General features: G+C 72.0%; 17 protein-coding genes. 4 read left to right on the top strand and 13 right to left on the bottom strand.

The window, feature by feature from the left end:
* Position 1: 1 nt before the first annotated feature.
* A complete protein-coding gene (groES, locus tag ACQW02_RS26910; RefSeq protein ID WP_431282989.1) occupies positions 2 to 316 on the bottom strand; it encodes a co-chaperone GroES in 315 nt (104 codons plus the stop codon).
* A gap of 282 nt (positions 317 to 598) precedes the next feature.
* Between groES and ACQW02_RS26905 the strand changes: the two genes are divergently transcribed.
* Complete coding sequence (locus ACQW02_RS26905) at positions 599 to 901, top strand: usg protein (RefSeq protein ID WP_431285977.1); 303 nt, start codon at positions 599 to 601, stop codon at positions 899 to 901.
* 18 nt (positions 902 to 919) lie between these two features.
* Positions 920 to 1,657, top strand: coding sequence for an enoyl-CoA hydratase/isomerase family protein (locus ACQW02_RS26900; protein ID WP_431282988.1), 738 nt, complete (start codon positions 920 to 922; stop codon positions 1,655 to 1,657).
* On the opposite strand, the gene ACQW02_RS26895 is transcribed toward ACQW02_RS26900, so the two are convergent.
* From ACQW02_RS26895 to rsfS, 8 genes are all read right to left on the bottom strand, one after another.
* Positions 1,638 to 2,894, bottom strand: a complete 1,257-nt coding sequence (locus tag ACQW02_RS26895) for a capsule biosynthesis protein (RefSeq protein WP_431282987.1) — start codon at positions 2,892 to 2,894, stop codon at positions 1,638 to 1,640. The genes ACQW02_RS26900 and ACQW02_RS26895 overlap by 20 nt on opposite strands.
* A gap of 53 nt (positions 2,895 to 2,947) precedes the next feature.
* Positions 2,948 to 4,072 carry a hypothetical protein gene (locus ACQW02_RS26890; RefSeq protein ID WP_431282986.1) on the bottom strand — a complete coding sequence of 375 codons (1,125 nt, stop codon included), beginning with the start codon at positions 4,070 to 4,072 and terminating at the stop codon, positions 2,948 to 2,950.
* Positions 4,069 to 5,385 (bottom strand): aminotransferase class I/II-fold pyridoxal phosphate-dependent enzyme, encoded by a 1,317-nt coding sequence (locus tag ACQW02_RS26885; RefSeq protein WP_431282985.1) that lies wholly within the window; start codon positions 5,383 to 5,385, stop codon positions 4,069 to 4,071. The genes ACQW02_RS26890 and ACQW02_RS26885 overlap by 4 nt, the downstream gene beginning before the upstream one ends.
* A 6-nt stretch (positions 5,386 to 5,391) precedes the next feature.
* The gene (locus ACQW02_RS26880) at positions 5,392 to 12,756 is read right to left on the bottom strand and encodes a type I polyketide synthase (protein ID WP_431282984.1); all 7,365 of its coding nucleotides are present in this window, start codon (positions 12,754 to 12,756) and stop codon (positions 5,392 to 5,394) included.
* Positions 12,753 to 14,129: a glycosyltransferase family 4 protein gene (locus tag ACQW02_RS26875; RefSeq protein ID WP_431282983.1), complete on the bottom strand. Its 1,377-nt coding sequence runs from the start codon at positions 14,127 to 14,129 to the stop codon at positions 12,753 to 12,755. The genes ACQW02_RS26880 and ACQW02_RS26875 overlap by 4 nt, the downstream gene beginning before the upstream one ends.
* 259 nt (positions 14,130 to 14,388) lie before the next feature.
* Complete coding sequence (locus ACQW02_RS26870) at positions 14,389 to 15,396, bottom strand: C-terminal binding protein (RefSeq protein ID WP_431282982.1); 1,008 nt, start codon at positions 15,394 to 15,396, stop codon at positions 14,389 to 14,391.
* 67 nt (positions 15,397 to 15,463) lie between these two features.
* On the bottom strand, positions 15,464 to 15,862 hold the full coding sequence (locus tag ACQW02_RS26865) for a 23S rRNA (pseudouridine(1915)-N(3))-methyltransferase RlmH (protein ID WP_431282981.1): 399 nt from the start codon (positions 15,860 to 15,862) through the stop codon (positions 15,464 to 15,466).
* Positions 15,863 to 15,920: 58 nt separating this feature from the next.
* Positions 15,921 to 16,466: a ribosome silencing factor gene (rsfS, locus tag ACQW02_RS26860; RefSeq protein ID WP_431282980.1), complete on the bottom strand. Its 546-nt coding sequence runs from the start codon at positions 16,464 to 16,466 to the stop codon at positions 15,921 to 15,923.
* Here rsfS and ACQW02_RS26855 point away from each other — a divergent pair.
* Positions 16,435 to 17,001 carry a hypothetical protein gene (locus tag ACQW02_RS26855; protein WP_431282979.1) on the top strand — a complete coding sequence of 189 codons (567 nt, stop codon included), beginning with the start codon at positions 16,435 to 16,437 and terminating at the stop codon, positions 16,999 to 17,001. The two genes, rsfS and ACQW02_RS26855, sit on opposite strands and share 32 nt — an antisense overlap.
* Before the next feature lie 8 nt (positions 17,002 to 17,009).
* Here ACQW02_RS26855 and ACQW02_RS26850 read toward each other — a convergent pair whose 3' ends face one another.
* The 4 genes from ACQW02_RS26850 to ACQW02_RS26835 all read right to left on the bottom strand — a co-directional run bounded on the left by ACQW02_RS26850 (position 17,010) and on the right by ACQW02_RS26835 (position 20,768).
* A complete protein-coding gene (locus ACQW02_RS26850) occupies positions 17,010 to 17,648 on the bottom strand; it encodes a nicotinate-nucleotide adenylyltransferase (RefSeq protein WP_431282978.1) in 639 nt (212 codons plus the stop codon).
* A 105-nt stretch (positions 17,649 to 17,753) separates the two neighbouring features.
* Complete coding sequence (locus ACQW02_RS26845; protein WP_431282977.1) at positions 17,754 to 18,536, bottom strand: hypothetical protein; 783 nt, start codon at positions 18,534 to 18,536, stop codon at positions 17,754 to 17,756.
* 64 nt (positions 18,537 to 18,600) lie between these two features.
* Positions 18,601 to 19,461 carry a 2-keto-4-pentenoate hydratase gene (locus ACQW02_RS26840; protein ID WP_431282976.1) on the bottom strand — a complete coding sequence of 287 codons (861 nt, stop codon included), beginning with the start codon at positions 19,459 to 19,461 and terminating at the stop codon, positions 18,601 to 18,603.
* Between the two features lie 47 nt (positions 19,462 to 19,508).
* Positions 19,509 to 20,768 carry a glutamate-5-semialdehyde dehydrogenase gene (locus ACQW02_RS26835; protein ID WP_431285976.1) on the bottom strand — a complete coding sequence of 420 codons (1,260 nt, stop codon included), beginning with the start codon at positions 20,766 to 20,768 and terminating at the stop codon, positions 19,509 to 19,511.
* A 105-nt stretch (positions 20,769 to 20,873) separates the two neighbouring features.
* Between ACQW02_RS26835 and ACQW02_RS26830 the strand changes: the two genes are divergently transcribed.
* On the top strand, positions 20,874 to 21,986 hold the full coding sequence (locus tag ACQW02_RS26830; RefSeq protein WP_431282975.1) for a hypothetical protein: 1,113 nt from the start codon (positions 20,874 to 20,876) through the stop codon (positions 21,984 to 21,986).
* Positions 21,987 to 21,996: the final 10 nt, after the last annotated feature.

The raw sequence follows: 21,996 nt of genomic DNA, 5'->3' as shown, positions 1-21,996 counted from the left end.
CTTACGCCGCCTTCTTCGCCGCGGCGGAGGTGTCGAGGACGCCCATGATGTCGCTCTCCTTCATGATGAGGAGATCTTCGCCATCGAGCTTCACTTCGGTGCCCGACCACTTGCCGAACAGGATGCGGTCGCCGGCCTTCACGTCCAGGGCGCGCAATTCGCCCTTGTCGTTCAGGGTGCCGGAGCCGACGGCGACGATCTCGCCTTCCTGCGGCTTTTCCTTGGCGGTGTCGGGGATGATGATGCCGCCGCGGGTCTTCTCTTCGGCTTCGACGCGACGAACGAGAACGCGGTCATGCAGGGGACGGAAGGCCATGGTTGTGTCCTCTCCTCATGCCAGGATTGGTGTCTTGGCTGGTTACGGAACCGCCTCGGGGTGCAGGGTGTGTTAGCACTCACCCCCGAGGAGTGCCAGCGATCTAGGCCCAGGCACGCCGCAGGTCAAGCGCCCGGCAGCACTCTCGGGCGATGAGTGCCAACACACTCAAATCACACGATTTTTCTTGGCAAAGCAGCAACCAATTATGCCAGCATCATCTTGAGCGACAGGAGGAACCGCCGAGAACGGCGCAAGGCATCAGGAAAGAGGTATCACGTGATGGATCTTTCAGGCATCGAAACACTGATCACCGATCCCCTCACCCATCGGGCGAAAGTGCTGCCGAACTGGCGCCTGACCACGGCGGAGATCCTCTATCACCTGCCTGACCATCCGGGGTTGTTGCAGACCTTCATCTGGCAGAAGCACGATTTGGCGCCGCGCTTCCCCGAGCTGCACGGCTTTCTCGACTTTTGGCGGCGTGAGATCGAGGGCCCGCTGCATTCGGTGCGCGTCGCCTCGGCCGCGCTGATCAGGACGGCGGAATTCCGTTTCGCCGATGGGGTATTCCGCCTGCACTGACGCGGCTAGCCTTTGGGGATGCCCGACTCTCCCCTGCTGGCGTCCCGCTTCGGCGGCGTGCTGACCCTGAGCTTCAACAACCCGTCCGCGCGCAACGCGCTGACGCAGCCCATGGGGGCGGCGCTGATCGGCGCCCTGGCCGAGGCCGCCGATGACCCATCGGTCGTCGCCGTGGTCCTGACCGGGCAGCCGCCGGCCTTCTGTGCCGGGCAGGACCATGCGGTGCTGCGGGCGCTGACGCCCGACAATGTCGGCGACTGGGTGCATGCGCTGGGCCGGCTGTATGACGCGATCCGCGCCTTCCCCAAGCCGATGGTCGCCGCGATCGGCGGGGCGGCCGCCGGGGCCGGCTTGCAGATGGCGCTGTGCTGCGATCGCCGGATCGCCAGCCCCGCCGCCCGGCTGATGCAGCCGGAACTGCGGGCGGGCCTCAGTTCGATCATGGGGCCGATGCTGATCGGGCTTTATGCCGGGCAGGCGGCGATGCAGCGCCTGGCCCTGGCGTGCGAGGCACTGGACGCACCGACCGGCCAGGCCATGGGGCTGATCGACCAGGTGGTGCCCGAGGACGGGCTGCTGGCCCAGGCCCGCGCCGCGGCGCTGGCGATGGCCGGGACCGATGCAACGGCGTTCCGCCTGACCAAGGCCTGGATCCGCCACATGTCGGAACCCGCCTTCCGCGACGCGATCGAGGGCGGCATCGCCGCCCAGCGCGAAGCCGTCGCCAGCGGCGCGGTCAAGCGGGCCTTGGGGTAAGCACCTCGCTCCGGTATTCCGGCAGCCCCGCGCTCAACCGTTCCGCCGCGGCATAGGCCGCCGCATCCAGCCCGGGGTTGCGATAGAAGGCGCCGCGGATGTGCAGGAAATGCGCGATGGCGCGCACGAAGGCTTCCCGCAGCACCGGTTCCGGCGCCTGCGGATTGGACCAGAACGCATCCAGCGTGCCGGCCGACGTGATGCCGGGAATCCGATACAGCGCGTCGCCCAGCGCAAAGGTCGGCAGGCGTTCCACGATCGCGCGCAGCCCGACGGTGCTGGTGACGGTGACGACGCCCTGGCACCGCTCCACGATGTCGCCAAGATTGCCGCCGCCGAGATAGGCGACCCGTGCCGCGATGCCATGCCGCCGCGCCGCGGCCCGCACCCGCCGGCTCCAGTTCTTGGCGAAGGGATCCAGTGGATGCACCTTCACCAGCAGATGCGCCTCCGCCGGCGCATGCGCGGCGAAGGAGGCGAAGACGTCCTCGATCACCGCGTCATTGTCGGGGTAGTGCGAATAGGCGCGGATGGCGAAATCGGTTTCCATCTGCAACGCCAGCAGGAACAAGGGCCCCTGGCCGCGCAGATCCTCCATGATCTTCGCCGCATGGCGATTGGCGATCGACCGCAGCGCCAGGCGCAGCCCCATGCCCAGGTAGATCTGCAACGGGTGGTGCAACTGATGCGTCGTATAGGCGCGGAACCGCCAGGACAGGTGCGTGCGCAGCGAATAAAGGATGTCCAGGATCGCCTGGTTCACGAAGGAATCCCAGTAGCGCACCACCAAATCCGGTGAGCCCAGGGGCTCGGCCAGGCGCAGGATCGCGGCCGGGTCGCGCGGGAAGGCGGTGGCCCCGTTCATCCCATCGTGTTCCAGCGTGATCCAGTCCGGCCGGATGTAGCCGAAGTCGGTGACCGCGATCCGCACCCCCCGCGCCCGCGCCGCGGCGATGGCGACGATATGATACTCCCGCGCCTCACCCAGCAGCACGATGTCGGTGATGGCATGGGTGTCGAGGTAGGCTGCGATGAAACCGGGCCATTCGGCCGGTGCCCGCACGAAATCCGTGGCCCCCGGCGCCGTCCACAGCGCCCCGTCGCCACCGGCCAGGTTGATGCGGAAGGTCGCATGCCCGCGCGCACGCAGGGCGCGGCCAAGCAGGTCGAAGAACGGGCTGATCGGTCCCTGCAGGAACAGGAAGCGCTTGGCCGGGGGAATATGCGGCTGCGACATGGGAGTATGGGGATGGATCACGCCCCGGACGGGCTCTGTCAACACCGCGTCCATCAGCCGATGGTGCTGCCCCAGATCGCCCAGGACCGGTCGACCGGGGCCGGCAGCCGCTCCATCGCCAGCCGCATCGCGCGATTGGAGTCCAAGACCCAGGAGATTTCGACCTCCGCCCAGCCGCGCCGGTCCGCCAGCCCGATCGCGGCCGACAGCAGCCCGGCCACCGCGCGTGCGGAAACGGGCGACCCCCGCACCGCCCCGATGGTGCCCAGCAGCGGGATGCGCGCCCGCGCCGTGCCGCCCGGCAGCAGCGCCCGCGCCATCCGCGCCCAACCAAAGGGCAGCATCCGCCCCTGGCAGGCGACCGTCGCCGCGGTCAGGTCGGGCAGGATGGCGCAAAGCCCGACCGGGCGGCCCTGGAACTCGGCGAAGAACACCTCGCCGGTCAGCAGGGCGGGGCGCATCAGCCGGCCGATGGTCGCCGCTTCCAGCGGGCCGACGCGGGTGGCGCCCCAATTGGCGGCCCAGCCGTCGTTGTAGAGGTCGGTGACCAGCGCGGCCTCGGCGGCGAAACGGCGCCTGTCGAAGCGGCGGATGGCCAGTCCCGGCATGCCCAGGCGCGCTGCGCGGGCGCGGTGCTTTTCCTCGGCGACCCGCAACAGATGGGCATGCACCACCATCTCCCGCACCAGGCCGGTCGCATCCAGCATGGCGGGCAGCCAGGGCGGGGTGATCGGGGTCCGCAGGCTGCCCGGGCGCCCAAAGCCGGCGACCAGCGCCCCGACCTCATGGTTGATCGACACCGATAGCGGCCCGCGCCAACGCGTGATGCCCCGCGCGGACAGCCAGGCGGCGGCGGCGGCCAGCAGCGCCTCCAGCACCGCCGCATCCTGCTCCAGCGCCAGGAAGCCGAAGGTGCCGATTGGCGCCACGTCCGGCAGCAGCGGGCGGGCCGCGGTGATCCGCCCGACCGGCCGGTCGCCGCGCCAGGCGATGAAGCGCGCGACCTCCCATTCCCGCAGCACGCCGTTCCGGCGGGGGTTGAAGACCAGGGCTTCCTCGAAACGCAGCGGCACCGACCAGCCCAGGCGGCGCGGCAGGTCGAGGAAGGTCGCGGCATCGCCGGCGCTGTCGACGGGCCGAACGATCACACCCGTGCCCGCGATGGGCGGAGCGTTCAACCCGCGCGCCGCTGGCCGGAATCGGCCGCGACCAGCGCATCGGCGGCGGCGTGCAGGTCCTCGGCCGTATGGGTCGCCGACAGGAAGAACCGCAGCCGCGCCGCCTGTTCCGGCACCGCGGGGAAGATGATCGGCTGCACATTCACGCCCGCTTCCGCCAGCGCCGCCGACAGCCGCCCGGCCCGGATCGAGGACCGGGTCAGCACCGGCACGATCGCATGCCCGGCCGAACCGCCCGTATCGAAGCCCCGTTCCCGCAACAGGGCCAGGAACCGCGCGGCATTGCGGTTCAGCCGGGCGACCCGCTCGGGTTCAGCCCGCAGCACCGCCAGCGAGGCGACCGCCGCCGCCGCCAGCGCGGGCGCGATGCCGACCGAATAGACATAGCCAGGGGCGGTGTGCCGCAGCCAATCGACCAGCCCGGCGCTGGCCGCGATATAGCCGCCGCAACTGGCCAGGGTCTTCGACAGGGTGCCCATCCAGATATCGACCTCGGTGGGGTCCACCCCCTGCGCCTCGGCCAGGCCCCGCCCGGTGGCGCCGAGCACACCCAGCGCATGCGCCTCATCCACCATCAGCCAGGCGTCGTGGCGCCGGGCCAGGGCGACGAAGCGGGCAAGGTCGGGGACATCGCCATCCATCGAGTAATGCCCCTCGATCAGCACCAGCGCCCGTTCGGCGCCGCGCCGGGCCTCGGCCAGCGCGGCTTCGGCGGCGGCCCAGTCGTTATGGGCGAAGGGCACGCGCCGCGCGCCGGACAGGCGTATGCCCTCCAGGCAGGAATTGTGGATGGCGGCATCGTGCAGGATGACGTCGCGCGGCCCCATCAGATGGCCGATGACCGTCACATTGGTCGCATGGCCCGATACGAAGGCCAGCGCCGCCCCGGTCCCGTGATGCGCCGCCAGGGCGGATTCCAGCGCCGCATGCACCGGCCTTTCGCCCGACACGATGCGGGAGGCGGAGGCCGACACGCCGTAATGGTCGATCGCCGCATGCGCCGCCGCCGCGATCCGCGGATCGCCGTTCAGCCCGAGGTAGTCGTAGGAGGAGAAGTTGATCACCTCCCGCCCCGCGATGCGGCTGCGCGCGCCCGCCCGGGCCTCGTGCGGGATGTTGAAGGGCGATGGGATGTCGAGGCTCTGCATCGCCTCCCGCATCAGCCCGAAATCGCGCAGCGCCGGCAGGGTCGAGAAATCGCGCGGGTCGTCGGGGGAAAACGTCTCGGTCAACCGGCGCTTGGCCAGGCGCTGCACCAGTTGCAGCCGCTGCCCCGCCGAAAGCCCGAAACCGCCGCCCGTACCGATACCCATGCGTATCTATACCCCGCCGTCGCGGGGCGCTGCCACAGGCTCAAGCGCCGCCTGGGGCTCGAAACTCTCGACCAGCGCGTCCATGGCCATTTCGCCGCGTGTGTCGGACAGGCCCTCGGCAATGCGGGCGGCCAGGCGGGCGATGGTCAGGTCCTCGGTCACGGCGGCCAGGGGCACGGCCTGGCCGATGCGCTGTTCCAGCGCGGTGCGCAATTCCAGCGCGCCCAGGCTGTCGAGGCCAAGGGACGCGACCGGCGCATCGGGCAGCACATTGTCGGGCGGCAGGCGCAGGATGCGCGCGACTTCCTCGACCGCCAGGGCGACCAGGCGTTCGCGCAACTGGTCGGGCGCCAGGGCGCGCAATTCGGCGCGCAGATCCTCGGGCGGCCGGGCCGTGTCGGTGCCGCGCATGGCGGTGAACATCGGCTCGGCCAGGATCGGCAGCAGCGCGCCCGCCTTACCCCAGGCCAGCTGCGCCAGCGCCACCACCGGGCGGCCGGAGGCGAAGAGCGCCGGCAGCGCGTCCAGCGCCGCCATCGCCGCCATCGGCGCCGCACCGATACGCCGCTGCAGGACGGCGGCGGTCGCGGCATCGGCGGCCAGCACGCCGGTATCGGCGATCGGCCCCCAGGCCACGGCCAGCGCCGGCCGGCCCATCGCGTGGCGGCGCCGCGCCAGCGCCTCAAGCCCCGCATTGGCCGCGACGTAATTCGCCTGCCCCGGATTGCCCAGCAGCGTCGTCGCCGAGGAAAACAGCAAGAACAGCCCCAGCGGATCACCCGCCGTCAGCCGGTCCAGCGCCAGGGCCGCGTCCAGTTTCGGCCGCAGCACGGCGGCGAAGCGCGCGTCGTCCAGCGCCGTCGCGGCGCCATCGTCGAACACCGCCGCGGCATGCACCACGCCGCCGATCGCGCCATCGGCCCGGATCGCGGCCAGGGTCGCGGCCAGCGCCACCGGGTCCGCGACGTCGCAGGCATGGGCCGAGGCATCGGCGCCCAGGCCCGCCAGCGCCGCGATGGCACGATCCATCCCCGGCGTCGCCGGGCCACGGCGGGAAATCAGCGCCAACCGCTTCACGCCCCGCGCGGACAGCCATTTGGCGGCTTCCAGCCCAAAGCCCGAGGTCCCGCCCGTCACCACCACCGTGCCCGGCGGCGGCACCCATTCGACCGCCGGCGGCGCTTCGGCCGTCGCAACACCCGCTTGCGGCGGGATGATCACGATCTTGCCGAAATGCGTCCCGGCCTGGAGCGTGCGGAACGCGGCCTCGATCTCCGACGCCGCGCGGACGGCATGCGGCAGCGGGCGGGCCGCGCCGCTGCCGGCCAGGGCCAGCATCCGCCGCAGTGCCGCCTGCGCCGCGTCGGGGCGCGCGACGGGCAATTCATCCACGTCCACGGCGAAATAGGTCACGTTGCGCCGCAGGGGGCGGAGCGACACGCGCCGGTCCTCGAAGAAATCGCGCTTGCCGAGTTCGATGAAGCGCCCGAAGGGCTTCAGCAGCGACAGGCCCTGTTCCATCGCATCGCCGGCCAGGCTGTTCAGCACGACGTCCACGCCCTCGGGCCAGGCCGCGCGCAGGGCATCGGCGAAATCCGGGTCGCGGCTGTCGAGCACCAGGTCAGCCCCGGCCAGCCGCAAGAACGCCCGCCGCGCCGCCGTCCCGGCCGTGGCGACGACCCGCGCGCCGGCCGCCTGCGCCACCTGCAAGGCCGCAAGCCCCACGCCGCCCGCGCCGCCATGGATCAGGACGGATTCGCCGGGGGCGATCCGCGCGCAGCCTTCCAGCGCATGGATCGCGGTCATGAAGGCGACCGGCAAGGTCGCGGCGGCGGCGGGGTCCAGCCCCTGCGGCAGCGGCACCAAGGCCGCATCGCGGGTCACCGCGCGATCGGCCAGGGCGCGCGGCGCGAAACCGAACACCCGGTCGCCCGGGCGATGCATGGCACCCGCCCCCACCGCCTCGACCACGCCGGCGCATTCCATGCCGAGGCCGGCGCCGGCAAAGCCGTCCATCAGGGCTTCCTCGGGCAGCAGCCCCTGGGCCCACATCACGTCGCGGAAATTCAGCCCGGCCGCGAGGACCCGCAGCACGACCTCTCCCGGTCCCGGCACGGCGGGCTGGGCCATCGGTTCCCAGGCCAGGGTGCCGAGGTTGCCCGGGTGGCGGATCGCCAGGCTGCGCGGGCCCGGTGCCTCGGACTGCGGCAGGGCGGCGACGCGCGGCGCCAGCCGGGCGGCGGGCGTCAGCACGACCTCCGGTTCGCCGTCCTGCGCCAGGGCCGCGGCCAGCAGCGCGGCGGCGGCGGACGCGGCGATGCCGGGGTCCAGGTCGATGCGGACCGGCTTCAACTCGGTCATTTCATTGGCCAGCACGCGCAGCGCGGCCAGCACGGCGGCGGCCCCCGCATCGCCGGCCTCGGCGCCGCGCACGACCACGCAGAAACTGGCGCCGGTGCCGCGGCAGGTCTCGGCCAGCCGCATCAGCGCGCCGAGGCAGGTGGCCAACCCCGCCGGTTCCGGCGCCAAGAGCACCACCACGCGGGCGCCACGCAACCGGCGCGGCAGGATCTCGGCCGGGAAGGCGGCACGTTCGGCCAGCGCAGGCAGCAGTGGCGCCAGCGCATCGGCCAGTGCCGCGCTGGCGGCATCGGCCAGCAACAGGGTGGTCGCGGACGGTTCGGCCACCGGGGCCTCGGCTGGGCGATGCCCGGCCAACAGCAGCGCGGGCCAGGGGGCGGCGACCAGATGGCGGGCCTCGGCACCGGCCAGCCCGGCCTCGTGCAGCGCGATGGTCCAGGCGGGGGCATCGGGCAGGCCCTCGCCCTCCCACCAGGCGGGATCCTGGCCGCAGCACAGGTCCCACAACCGGCCCGGCGCGGGTTCGGCCAGCAGCAGGATGCCGCCCGGCGCCAGGGACGCGGCCAGCACCGGCGCGATGGCGCGGCCGGCGCGCGACATGGCCGACGGGGCCACGCCCAGGATCAGGTCGGCCGGGGGCAGCGGCTGGCCGGGCGCCCAGGCCGCCTGATGGATTTCCACACCCGGCGGGGCGATCGGCGGGGCCGCGCCTTGCAGGGTCGCGATGGTCAGCACCACGCGCCGCCCCTGCGCCGCCAGGGCCGTGGCCAGGGGCGCGGCAAGCCCGCCGACCCCGACCTCCAGCACCCGCAGCGGCCGTGCGGCCGGCCAGCCGGCGACGGCGGCCTCGGCGGCGGCGGCGACGACCTGCACCAGCCGCGCCCAGCCCCCGCTGCCGATCGGCGGCAGGGTGCCGGCCTGGGCCGCGCCGGCGTCCGATCCCATCAGCGCCACCGGCAGGGTTTCGATCGACCGCGCCAGCCAGGCCAGGTCCGGCGCCAGCGACGGTGCCTCGGTCATCACCTGGCGCCAGATGTCGCCGGCATCGGGCAGGGCCGCGCCTTCGACCGGCCGGGTGCCGGTGCCGGCGGGATCGGCTTCGACCAGCCCATCCTCGATCAGCGCGCGATCCACCGCGCGGCGCAGCGGGCCGCGGAACAAAGCCTGCGATGCCGCATCGCCGCGCAAGGCCGCCTGCGCGGCCGACGCGATCGCGGCCTCAAGCAGCAAGGCCGTTTCGCGGGCGTCCAGCGTCACATCCAGCGCTTCCGCCGCGCGGCGCGCACGCGCCTGGGCGGGGCCCGGCGCGGGCGCCGGGGTCGGGCCGTCCGGCATCGGCAACAGGCAGGTTTCGATCGCTTCCGGCACGCCCGTCGCGCGGTCGCCGGCCGGCAGGCGGATGCGTTGCAGCCACAGGTCGCGCAGCACCGCGACGGCCCGGCCGGTGCCATCCAGCAGCAGCATATCGGCCGAAGCCGCCCGGCTGCCGCGCCGGGTGACATGGATGCGCGCCAGCACCGGCACCCCGCCGCCGCGCAGCATCACAAGCCGGCCCAGACGCACCGGCAATGGCACGTCGCCCAGCGGCAAATCCATCGCCACCAGCCCGAGCAAGCCCTGGAACGCCCCGTCCAGCAGGGACGGGTGCAGCAGGAACCCGGCCGGGGGCGCTGTGTCCGGCAGGCGCAGGGTCACATCGGCCCGCCCCGCCCCAGGCTCCGCCCGCACCGAGACCACGGCCGCGAAGGCGGGTCCGTAGGACAGCCCCAGGCGCTGCGCCCGGTCCCGCAGCCTGGCGCCCGACAGCGGCTTGCCCTCCGCCAGGGCGGCAGGCCAATCGACGGCCGGCGGCACGGCGGCACCGGATGATGCGGCGACCCGTCCGCGCGCATGCAGGGTCCAGGCATCATCCGACATGCGGCGCCGGCTTTCGATCCGGAAGCCGCCATCCTGGTCCAGCGTGCAGAGCGTTTCGCGCGCCCGGTCCTGTTCCAGGGTCAGCGGGCGCAGGATCTGGAAGGATGCGACCTCCCACGCCACGGCCTCCGGCATGCGGGCCGCGAGCGCGGCCAGCGCCATGTCCAGCATGGCGGCAGCCGGCAGCACCGGGTCCCCGCCCAGGGCGTGGTCGGCCAGCCAGGGCATCAGCGCCGTGTCCAGCGCGTGGCGCCACAACGCGGGCGCGGCCCCCTGGCGGAAGCCGAGCAGCGGATGGTCCTGGACCGGATCCTGCAGGCGGGCCGATTCGCTGCTGACCGGCATCCAGACCCGGCTGCGGGCAAAGGGGGTCAGCGGCAGCATCCTGCGCGCCGGCGGCCCGGCCAGGGCGGTGGCCCCTCGCGTATCGACGCCGCGGACGAAGGCCCGGTCGGCGATGCCCGGGAACGGATCGCCCAGCCCATCGCGACGGGTCAGCGTCGGCAGGTTCACCGCGTCCAGGTTTTCCGCCCGTGCCGATTCGCGCAGGTAGGATTGCAGCACGGCGTGGCTGCCGATCTCGATGAAGATGCGCGCCCCGGCCGCCAGGGCCGACCGCGTCGCGTCATGGAACCGCACCGGCTGGCGCAGGTTGCGCCACCAATAGGCTCCGTCCGCCTCGGTGCCGTCGATCCGCGCGCCGGTGACGGTGGAGATGAAGGGCACCTGCCCCGCGCGCGGCGCCAGCCCGGCGAGGTCATCGACCAGCGCGACGCCGACCGGCTCCATCGCCGCGGAATGGAAGGCGTAGTCGAGGTCGAGCGGGATGCACGGCACCCGGGCGGCGTCCATGGCGGCGGCCAGTCGCGCGATGGCCTCGCCGGGGCCGGCGATGGTGAGCGACGCGGGCGCGTTGACCGCCGCGATCTCCAGCCCCGGCCCAGCCGCGGCCAGCAGGGGGGCGGCGGTGGCGGCGTCGGTGGCGAGGGCCGCCATCCGCCCCCGGCCGCGGGTCGCGGCCTGGGCACGGCTGCGGGCGACGATCAGCCGGGCGGCATCAGGCAGGTCCAGGATGCCGGCGGCGAAGGCCGCGGCGACCTCACCGACCGAATGGCCAAAAACCATGGCCGGGGTGATGCCCTCGGCGGCCAGGGCCGCCAGGGTCGCGACCTGGGTGGCGAAGATCAGCGGCTGGGCGATTTCGGTCGCGGCCAGCGCGTCATCGGTGGTGCCGCGCGCGACAACATCCAGCACCGACCAGCCAAGCAGCGGCGTCAGCACCGCATCGGCGGCTGTCAGCCCGGTGCGGAAGGCCGGGTTGGCCAGCGCCTCCCGCCCCATCGCCGCGTGCTGGGCGCCATTGCCGGAAAACACGAAGGCGATGTCGCCGCCCGGCGTGGCGCGCGGTCCGCGCTGGGCGCCCGACACACGGGCGACGCCCTGGGTGACGCCAAGGGTGACGCCCTGGGCGACCTTGCCGCCCGCCCAGCCAGCGATCGACCGCGCCATCGCCATCGCATCCGGGCCGCGCACCGCCAGCCGGTGGGTCCACAGGTCGCGATGCCGCGCCGCCCCGCGTGCCAAATGCGCGCCATCGGCGCCAGGCTGGCCGAGCCTGGCCTGCCACGCCGCCGCCAGCGCACGAAGCTGCGGCGCCGACCGGGCCGACAGCAGCAGCGCCGGCGCCTGGCCGCCGGCCGCCAGGGCGGTATCGGCCGGGGCATCGGCGGGGGCCGCCGCCAGCAGCACCGTCGCGTTGGTGCCGCCAAAGCCGAAGGAATTGACCCCGATCACCGCGCCCTGGTCCGGCCGGCCGAGCGGTTCGGCCGCCGTGACCACGCGCAGGTTCAGCTTGCCGAAGGCGATGTTCGGATTGGCCGGGGTGGCATGCAGGCTGGGCGGCACGACGCCGTGTTCCAGGATCAGCATGGCCTTCAGCAGCCCGGCCATGCCGCTGGCCGGTTCCAGGTGGCCGATGTTGCTCTTGACCGATCCGACCGGCAGCGGCCGGGCGCGGTGGGTGCCGACGGCGCGACCGATCGCCTCGGCCTCCAGCGGGTCGCCCACCTGGGTGCCGGTGCCATGCGCCTCGAAATAGGCCAGCCGGTCTGGATGCACGCCGGTTTCCGCCAGGACCTGGCCCATCAGCCGGGCCTGCGCCTGTTCGTTCGGCAGCGACAGCCCGATCGTCCGCCCCGCCGCGTTGACGCCGGTGCCCAGCAGCACCGCCCGGACCCGGTCGCCATCCGCCAAGGCCTGGTCGAGCGGCTTGAGGATGATGGTGCCCGCGCCCTCGGCCCGCACATAGCCATCGGCGGCCGCGCCAAAGGGATGGCAACGCCCGGTCGGCGACAGCATGGACGCCGAGGAAAACCCCAGGAAGGCATAGGGCGACAGCAGCATCTGCACGCCGCCCACCACCGCCGCATCCACCCGGCCCATGCGCACCGCCTGGACCGCGAGGTCGAGCGCCACCAGCGCCGACGAACAGGCGGTGTCGATCGTCTGGCCCGGCCCGCGCAGGTCGAACACATTGGTCAGCCGGTTCGACAGGATCGACAGCGCATTGCCGGTCATGAAGTAGCGGTCGCCGCCCGAAGGATCCGACAGCCGCAATTCGGCATAGTCGGTGGAGGACCCGCCGACATAGACGCCGATGGTCTGGCCGGCGCGGTCATCCGCGGTCCAGCCGGCATCCTCGAACGCGTGTTGCGTCACTTCCAGCAGCAGGCGCTGCTGCGGGTCCATCTCCGCCGCTTCGCGCGGGGACAGGCCGAAGGCGGCGGCGTCAAAGGCCGCGGCATCGCCGATATGGCCGGCGGCGAAGGAATAGCTGCGGCCAGGCTCACCGCGGCGGGGATGGAAGAAGCGGTCCTGGTTGAAGCGGTCCGCCGGCAGGGTGCCGACCGCATCCACCCCATCCAGCATCAACCGCCAGAAAGCATCGAGCCCATCCGCCCCGGGGAACCGGCAGGCGGCACCGACGATGGCGATGGGGCGCGGCGCCGCCGGGCCAGCCGGTTTGCGGGGGGGCAGGGCCGATGCGTGTCGCGAAAGCCGGCCCGGCCCGGCCGGACCGGGTCTGCGCGTCATCGGGCGGGTTCGTCCGACCGCGCGAGGACACCATGCGCGGCACTGACACCATGCGCCGCACTGGCACCATGCCCGACGATGGCACCATGGGTCGTGGTGCGCCGGACGCGTTCCGCCACCAGGGCGGTGCGCCGCGCCTGCGGCACCACGCGGGCGAGCATGCTGTCCACCTTGGTAAAGTGGTCCGCCCAGGTCGGCACCACCCAACCGCCAAGCCGGCCGATCTGCGCCGCCCGGGCGGGCGAATTCAGCCGCGTGTAGTCAAGGATCGCGCGCCGCCAGCCCATGCCGTCCAACGGGTCAAGGAAATCGGGCGCATCGCCCCCGACCTCCCGCAGCGCCGGCAGGTCGGAACAGATCGCGGGGACCCGCAGCGCCAGCGCCTCGGCCAGCGGCATGCCGAAGCCTTCGGCGAAGGAGGGGAACAGCAGCGCCCGCGCGCCACGCAGCAATTCCGCCACGGTGCGATCCGGCACCTGGCCGACTTCCTGCACCAGGCCGCGCAGCCCTGCGCAGCGTTCCAGCATGTCCAGGACGTTCTCGTTTTCCCACCCGCGCCGGCCGATCACCAGCAGGCGCGGCGCGCGGGGACCAAGGCTGACCGCCATCTCACGCCAGATGTTCAGCAGCAGCAGGTGGTTCTTGCGCGGTTCGATGGTGCCGAGCGAGACGAAATAGGGTTCCAGGGCGATCGGCGGCACCGGGACATCCGGCAGCTCGATGCCCAGCGGCGCCACCAGCACCGGCGGCGGCGCCCCCCGGATGGTCAGGTGCGGCACCAGCGAGGCCGCCGTCGCCGCCGAATTCACGATCACCGCATCGGCCAGCGCCGCGGTCGTGGAAATGCGTCGCAGGTGTCGCGCCGGCTGCTTCGGGCTGGCGTATTCCGGGTGCGTGGTCGGGATCAGGTCGTGGATCAGCGGCACGAAGACGCAACCGGCGCGGCGCATCGCCTCGATCGGCGCCGAGCGTTCCAGCGCCTGGTGCGAGACCAGCAGGAAGGCCTTGCGGCCCGGCGCGTTGATGATCTGGCGCAGCCCGGCCCGGCCCATGCCGCTGCCGGCACGGGCGCGCAGCACGATCGACAGGATGCGGGCGCGGCGGGCGGCGCCGGGGGATGGCTCGCTGGTCCAGACCCGGGTCAGGGCATCGACCAGGCTCGACACATCCTCGGCCGGAAGCATGCCGAAATGGCCCATCAGGTCCTGCGCCACGAACACCGTGTCCTGCCGGGTCGGGCCCGTATAGTGCCGCGCATAGGCAAGCTCGACCCGGTCGATCCCCGAAGGTGCGCGCTTGCTGCCGCAGGATAACAGGCGGGAGACATCCAGGATGACCCGCACCGGTTCGGCCGACACATCGAGGGCGTTCAAAACACATCCTCGCGAGGGAGCCGGGCCAACAGGGTCGTCATCCGAGGCACGTGGTCCGGTCTCCTGGCTGCACCGCAGCAATATGACAGCAACACGTAAGGTCTACAGTCACAATTCTGTGGCCGCAGAGCCACAAACAGTCTTTTTATATTAAAATCAAAGACTTATTTGTTTGCGCTTAACGTTTTCTGAGTTCCGCAGACCGTTATCGCCGCAATTAACGGTTGTAGCAACGGCGATTTTTTGCGGTGCAGCGAAATCAATCGCCTTCAGGCGGAATGATGTTGGTTCGCAACCCATCGACCAGCACGTCGCGCATGGTCTCGGCACTTTTGCGGCGAATGTCGGCCCAGGCTTCCGGCGTGTGGAAGGCGCTATGCGGGGTGATGACCAGGCGCCCCTCCAGCCAGGGGGCACGTTCATTGTAGGCCGCCATCAGGCGGGGCAGCGGCAGGGCCGGCGGTTCCACCGGCACGACATCCAGCCCGGCGCCCGCGACCTGGCCGTCCTTCATCGCGTCGTACAGCGCCTCGATATCCATCACCGGCCCGCGGGAGGTGTTGACCACCAGCGCGCCGGCGGGCAGCAGCGCCAGTTCAGCCGCGCCGATCATGCCGATGGTGCCCGGGGTCTGCGGCGTGTGCAGCGACAAGGTGTCCGACTGGCGCAACAGGTCGTGCAGGCTGCGCGCCCGTTCGATCCCGAGCGCCCGGTCCACGCCGTTCGGCAAATACGGATCGAAGAACACCACGCGCCAGCCAAAGGCGCGCGCCCGCAGCGCCGCCGCCGTGCCGATGCGGCCCAGCCCGACGATGCCGAAGGTCCGGGTCTGCGGCCGCTGGATCACCGGGCTGTCGATGTAGCGCCAGGGCGCCCCGCGGCGCTGCGCGTCGTGATGCAGGATGATGCCGCGGCGAAGGGACAGCGCCAGGGCGATCGCGTGGTCGGCGACCTCCATGGTGCCGTAGTCGGGCACGTTGCAGACGCGGACCTGGCGCTCGGCCAGCGTCTTGCGGTCCAGCCGGTCATAGCCGACGCCCATGCGGACCACGACCTTCAGCTTGGGGAAGCGGGCGATGTCGGCGGCACGCAGCCAGTGGCGGAAGATGAACAGGCCATCGACCTCGGCGCAGACGTCGTCAGACAACAACGACAAATCCCGGTCATGCGGCGCGCCGCCATGCAGGATGCGCACGTTCCGCCCCAGGACCTCCTGCTCGACCGAAGTATCGGGGTACATCGCTTCGGGTTCGAGCACCGTGAGCATGAATTCTTGTCCCCTGTTCGGTTGTTATCGGGCGTTAAAGACGTCGTGCGACGACATGGCGGCGGAATTATGCCGGGCGCCATGCGCGATGATAAGGGTGTCCTGCACGAATACATTGTGCGCGATACAACTGTTCCGCGAGCATCGCGCGCACCCAGAAATGCGGCCAGGTCAGCGGGCCCAGCGACAGGCGGTGGTCCGCCCGTGCGAGAACCGCCGGATCCAGCCCCTCCGCGCCGCCGATGACATAGGCGATGGCGCGGCCGGTCTGGTCCCAGCGATCGGTCAGGGCGGCCAGGGCCTCGCTGTCCGGGGCGGCGCCGCCCAGGTCCAGCGCCACGACCAGCGCCCCGTCGGGAATCGCGGCCAGCAGCCCCTGCCCTTCGCGGCGGCGGACCTCCGCCTGGCTGCCGCGGGCCTCGGCGATTTCCTGGACCCGCAGGGCGGGGCGCAGGCGTGCCGCCATGGTGTCGAACAGGGCCGCTTCCGGCCCCGCCCGCAGCCGGCCGACCGCCAGGAGAAGCCTAGGCTTCGTCGTCGCTCTCCGCCGCGATCGGGGCGGGTGCGGGGCCGGCATCGCCGCCGGGCGGGCTGTCGGGGCCCCACATGCGTTCCAGCGCATAGGTCGCGCGGGCTTCGGGCTTGAACAGGTGCAGCACGATGTCGCCGGCATCCAGCAGCACCCAGTCGGGCGAGGCCTCGGTCCGGATGCGACGGACGCCCAGATCCTCCAGCGCGTCGCAGACATGGGTCGCCATCGCGTTGATCTGGCGGTCGGCCAGGCCGGTCGCGATGATCATGCGATCGGCGAAGGACGACCGGGTGGCGATGTCCAGCACCACGACGTTTTCCGCCTTGTCGCTTTCCAGGCTTTCGACGGCGGCCAGGACCAGGCGTTCCAGCAGCGGGGCCGGGACCTTTTGGCGCTTGGCGCGGCGGGCGGGGGTGGTGACGGGGCCGGCGGTGGGGTCGACCTTCTTGGTCGCGGCGCCTTTTGGCTTGGCCGCGACGGTCTTGGCGGCCTTGGGCGCGGCTGCCTTGGGCGCGGGCTTCGCCGGCTTTGCGGCCACCGTCTTTGCGGCCTTGGGCGCAGCCTTCGCCGCGGTGGTCTTTGGCGCGGCCTTCGCCGCGGCGGTCTTGGGCGCAGCCTTCACCGCGACGGCCTTGGGCGCAGCCTTCGCCGCGGCAGCCTTGGGCGCAGCCTTCGCCGCGGCAGCCTTGGGCGCGGCCTTCGCCGCGACGGCCTTGGGCGCAGCCTTCACCGCGGCGGTCTTGGGCGCAGCCTTCACCGCGGCAGCCTTGGGCGCGGCTTTCGCCGCGGCGGTCTTGGGCGCGGCTTTCGCCGCGACGGGCTTCACTGGCTTGGCAGCCGCCCTCTTCGCGGGTTTTGGCGCTGCCGCCTTCGGGGCGGGCTTGGCGGCAACCTTCGGCGCGGCAACCTTGCGGGCCACCGGCTTGGTCGTGGCAGTCTTCGCGGGCTTGGCCTGCGTGTCGTCGTCCTTCGGCGTGCGGGCGATGATCGCCTCCTGTCTTTTTGTCGGCGCGTGGCGCTGTCGGTGGATCTGGCGGCGTCACGGCAATAACGCCGTCTCCGTGCCCTGGTGACGCGCCTTCTAGGCCGGTGCGGCGCCGCGCGCCACCGCCACGCGAATCGCGGTGGCCGAGGCCGGGTGTTCCCGCGCCGGCACGACACACCAGGGCGCATGGCCACGGCCCGCCGCCGCGTCCCACAGCGCCCCAGGTCGACGGCGATACGGCGCCAGCACCGCCGCCGCAGCCCCCCGCAGCGCGCGCCGCGTAAAACCCGGGCGCGGCAGCACCGCCAGGCGCGTAGCCCGCAGCATCGCCCGCCAGCGCCGCCAGCGCGGCAATTGCTCCAGGTTGTCGGCGCCCACGAGGAAGACGAACGACGCCCGCGGAAAACGCTTTGCCAGCAGGGCCAGCGTATCGGCGCTGAAGCGCGTGCCCAGCCCCGCCTCGATCGCCGTCGCCTTGACCCGCCGGCCATCGGCGATCCGCCTGGCGCTGGCCAGGCGTTCGGCAAGCGGCGCCATGCCGCGTTTGGGCTTCAACGGATTGCCGGGCGACACCATCAGCCAGACCTCATCCAGCCGCAGCGCGCGCACGGCGCAGTGCGCGACGTGCAGATGCCCCGCATGGGCGGGGTTGAACGACCCGCCCAGCAGCCCGATCCGCCGTCGCCGCCTGTCCCCCCAAGGCCCGGGCGGCAGTCGCCCCGATGTCGATGTCACCGTGGGAAGGGGCCGGCGTGGCGTGTCATCGGCGTCCTTTGCGTGGCCCTTGGCGGCGCCAGCAAACCACGGCTTCCCGCCGGAGCGGAAGCCGTCGCCCGAAGGTCAGCCGGCCGGCAGCGCCAAAAGGGCGGCGCGTTCCGGCGGCGCCAGGTCCACGCTGCGCAGCCGGTCGTCCAGCGGAAAGGCCTCGCCGCCCGGCGCCCGCAGCGCGAGGATCAGGCCCGTGGCGGGGTCCAGCATGAATGGCTTGGTCCGGCGGCCGACCGGCCAGGTCGCGGTGGCGCCCCTGGCATCCTCGATCATCCATGCCGGCCCCTGGGCAAAGGCGCGCAGCCGCACGGCCTCGGGCTCCAGCGCGCGGCCGGAGATCGCGGCGACCCGGCGGCGCAGGCGCAGATCCGACCGGACCGCGGCAAACCCGGCCCAGAACAGCGCCAGCGCGAAGGCGACGAAGACGGCCGCCACCACCACCCGGTTGATCAGCATATCGACGCCCAGCCGCGTGGTCGGCAGTGTCGGATGCGCCGGGTTCAACAGCGCCTCGGTGGTCCTGTTGCCCATGTGCGGCTCGACGAACAGGTAGCTGACCTCCCGCCGCACCACCCCGTCCTTGCCGCGGACGGAGACGGTGATGTCGCAGGACTGGAACAGGCCAAGCTTCGCCGAACAGCGCCCGCTTTCCAGCCGGGCGAGGGCGGTAGGCACGGCGCCGTCGCGCACCTTGAAATCGTCGCGGATGCCCGGCCCGACCTCGATCGCCAGCAAGGCGATGATCCCCACGCCGAAAAGCACGAAGGCCAGCGCCAACAGCCAGGCGCCGATGCGTGAGCGGCTGGCGTGCAGGGTCAGGGATCGGCGGGGGAAGGCCGCAAGAATGGGGTGCATGCGCAACAGTCTCGCGCCGGGCGCGCGGCGCGTCGCTGCACGTCCTTGTGATGGGGCCTGTCGATCAGGTCAGCCGCACCACCACCTCCGGCGCCGTCGCCGCCAGCCCTTCGTAGCGCAGGCGCCAAACCCCGGCGGCGCTCGGGATCTGCGGCGAGAACCCGCCGAGCGAGATGTATTCGCCCGCCCGCAACCGCCGCCCCACGCGGGCAAGGTCCTGCACCAGCCATGGGATCACGTTCAGCGGATGCCCCATCAGCACCGTGCCGGGCGCCCGGGCGCGCTCATTCCCATCCTGGCTGAGCACGACCGACATGCTGGCCAGCCGCCCGGCGAAGTCCGTCGTTGCCTCGGCCGGCATCGCGTCGCCGACCACCCCCAGCCGGGCGCCGACGTTGATCGCGATCAGCGCCGCCGCATCCAGCGGCACGCCGGGCGCGAATGCCAGGTCGGGCAGTTCGATGAAGGGGATCACCTGGTCCAGGTGCCGCAGGATCGCGACCGGATCGCTACCGGCCTCGTTGATCGCATCGTCGCGCACCCGCACCAGCAGGTCGCTTTCCACCACCGGCATGGACCCGAACCGCGCCGGGATCTCATCCCCCGACCGCGCCCGGATCGTGGCATGGTAGATCGCGCCGCGCAGCGGGTGCGGCACGCCAAAATGCCGTTGTGCCGCGGGGTTGGTCAGCCCGGCCTTCCAGCCGACGACATCGCCCCAGGGCTGCGCCAGATGCGCCACCACGCCTTCGCGGAAACACTCGGCATCGGCCGGGGTCAGCCCAGCAATCGGGGCGGTCAGTGGCTCGCGGGCAATCAGGGCGGCGGCAACCCGCGCGGCGGCCGCCATGTCGGGGCAGGCGGCTTGCGCGGGCGTGGCGGCAAGGAGAGCGAGCGCTGCAAGCCCGCGGCGGGTCGTCGTCATGGTCTGGTCCTCCCGCCCCCAATGGTGGGCCGGAAGGACCGCATCTGTCACCCTGGACGAATCTGGCCGGTGCCGATGACCTGGTAGCGGTAGGTGCAAAGCTGCTCCAACCCGACCGGGCCGCGCGCATGCAGCCGGCCGGTGGCGATGCCGATCTCGGCACCAAAACCGAATTCGCCGCCGTCGCAGAACTGGGTGCTGGCGTTCCACAAGCCCACGGCGGAATCCAGCCCGTCGAGGAAGGCGGTGGCGGCCGCCGCATCCTCGGTCACGATCGCCTCGGTATGCTCGCTGCCATACCGGCGGATATGCGCCAGCGCGCTATCCACCCCATCGACCACCGCGATGGACAGGATGGACTCCAGCCATTCGGTGCCAAAATCCGCCTCACTCGCCGCGGGCAAGCCCGGGACGATGTTTTGCGCACGGGCATCGGCCTTGAAGGCGCAGCCGAGGGCCGCGAGGTCGGCGACCAGCAGCGGCAGCAGGCCCGGCGCGATGGCGGCGTCGATCAACAAGGTCTCGGTCGCGCCACAGACGCCGGTGCGGCGCATTTTCGCGTTCGCCAGGATGGCGCGCGCCATGGCGGGATCGGCGGCGGCGTGGATGTAGGTGTGGCAAAGCCCTTCGGCATGGGCGAGCACAGGCACGCGCGCTTCCTGCATCACCCGGTTCACCAGCCCCTTCCCGCCGCGCGGGATGATCAGGTCGATCAGCCCCGCGGCCCCCAGCATGGCGCCGACGAAGGCACGGTCGGCCGAAGGCGCGATCTGGATGCAAGCGGCCGGCAGCCCCGCCACCTCCAGCCCTTCCGCCAGGCAGGCATGGATGGCGCGCACCGAATGCAGGCTCTCGCGCCCGCCGCGCAGGATCACCGCGCTGCCGGCCTTGAGGCACAGCGCCGCGGCATCGGCCGCGACATTCGGCCGGCTTTCGAAAATCATGCCGATGACACCGAGCGGTTGCGCCACGCGGCGCATCACCAGCCCATTCGGCCGCGTCCATTCCGCCAGCACGCGCCCGACGGGGTCGGGCAGGGCGGCGATTTCCTCCAGCGCCTCGGCCATCGCCTCGATGCGGGACGGCGTCAGGGTCAGCCGGTCGCGGAAGGCGCCGGACAACTCGGGGGCGGCGGCCAGGTCGGCGGCATTGGCCTCCAGCAGCGCCGGGGCGGTGCGGCGCAACGCGGCGGCGGCGGCGGCCAGCGCCGAATCCTTGGTCGGTCGCCCCGCGCGCGCCAGCACGGTCGCTGCGGCGCGGGCGGCGCGGGCGGCGGTTTCCAGCAGGGCGGGGGCGGTTTCGGGCAGCGCGTCCACGGGGGGTCTCCTCAAGACGCGTTGCGTAGCGCCCTGCGCGGGGTTGGGAAAGGGCGCATTGCAGGCGATAATCCGCCCACATTCTGGGGAACGGCGATGCAACCGGTGATGGTCCGTTCGGGACATGTGACGGCGCTGCGCCTGTTCGACGTCAGCTACGCCATCGACCTGACCCGTGCCGAGGCGATCTGGGCCGGGCAGCCGCAGCGCGAGGGCGGCCGGTCGCGCTTCGGCACCACCCCCGCCAAGGCGGTGAATTTTGGTGTCGCGCCCTTGGCGCTGCGGCTGGAACCGGTGCTGCTGGCACTGGGCGACCGCCGCGTGAACGCGACCGCCAGCGTGCGCCTGTATGACTTCGGCACCGCCGCCTTCGCCTTGCAGGTGCCCGCGGAGGACATGGCCTGGGTGGATTTCGAGGCGCTGGTCAATGCGATGGACACCCGCCTGGGCACCGCCGCCACCGGCACCCCCTGGCAGGAGATGCTGAACACCGTCGGCGCGGTGCTGGGCGAGGCACTGGACCGGCCCGTCGCGACGCCGCTGGAGGAGGATTATCTGCTGGCCGTGGTGCATGACTTCGGCGGCCCCCTGTCGGCCAATGCGTTGATGGAGCAGGTGGATCTGGTCCCGCTGCTGTCCGGCGAAACACGACGCCTGTCGGAAGGATCGCGCCAGGCGCTGCTGCGGCAACGCTTTTCCTACTTTGAGGACGACCTGGCGGTGGTCACCTGGGACCGTGCCTTCCTCTACGAACCGCGCCACGAAACCGATGTGGCCGACGTGCTGGAGGTGGCGAACGCCCAATTGTTGCAGATGCGCTACTATGACGAGATGCTCGATGCGGAACTGCCCCGCATGTACGACCTCGTGGAGGCGACGCGGGCCTCGGCCAGCCTGTGGTCGGCCAGGCGCTATGCCAGGTTGGCGCGCCGGCTGCACGGCATGGTGGCCGAGGTGACCGAGATCACCGAACGCGTGGACAATGCGCTGCAGGTGACGGAGGACGTCTACCTCGCCCGCGTCTATGCGGCCGCGATGGATCTGTTCCGCGTGCCATCGGTCAGCGCCGCGGTCGATCGCAAGCTGAACATCGTGCGCGATACCTATACGGCGCTGTACAGCGAATCCCACGGCGGCCGGGCGGAGGTGCTGGAGATCGCGATTGTGCTGCTGATCCTGTTCGAGATCGTGATGACGTTGTTTCCCTGAGCATGTGACA

The organism is Humitalea sp. 24SJ18S-53, from assembly GCF_050632385.1.
Taxonomy (GTDB): Bacteria; Pseudomonadota; Alphaproteobacteria; order Acetobacterales; family Acetobacteraceae; genus Humitalea.
This window is presented reverse-complemented; position numbering and strand designations above follow the sequence as displayed.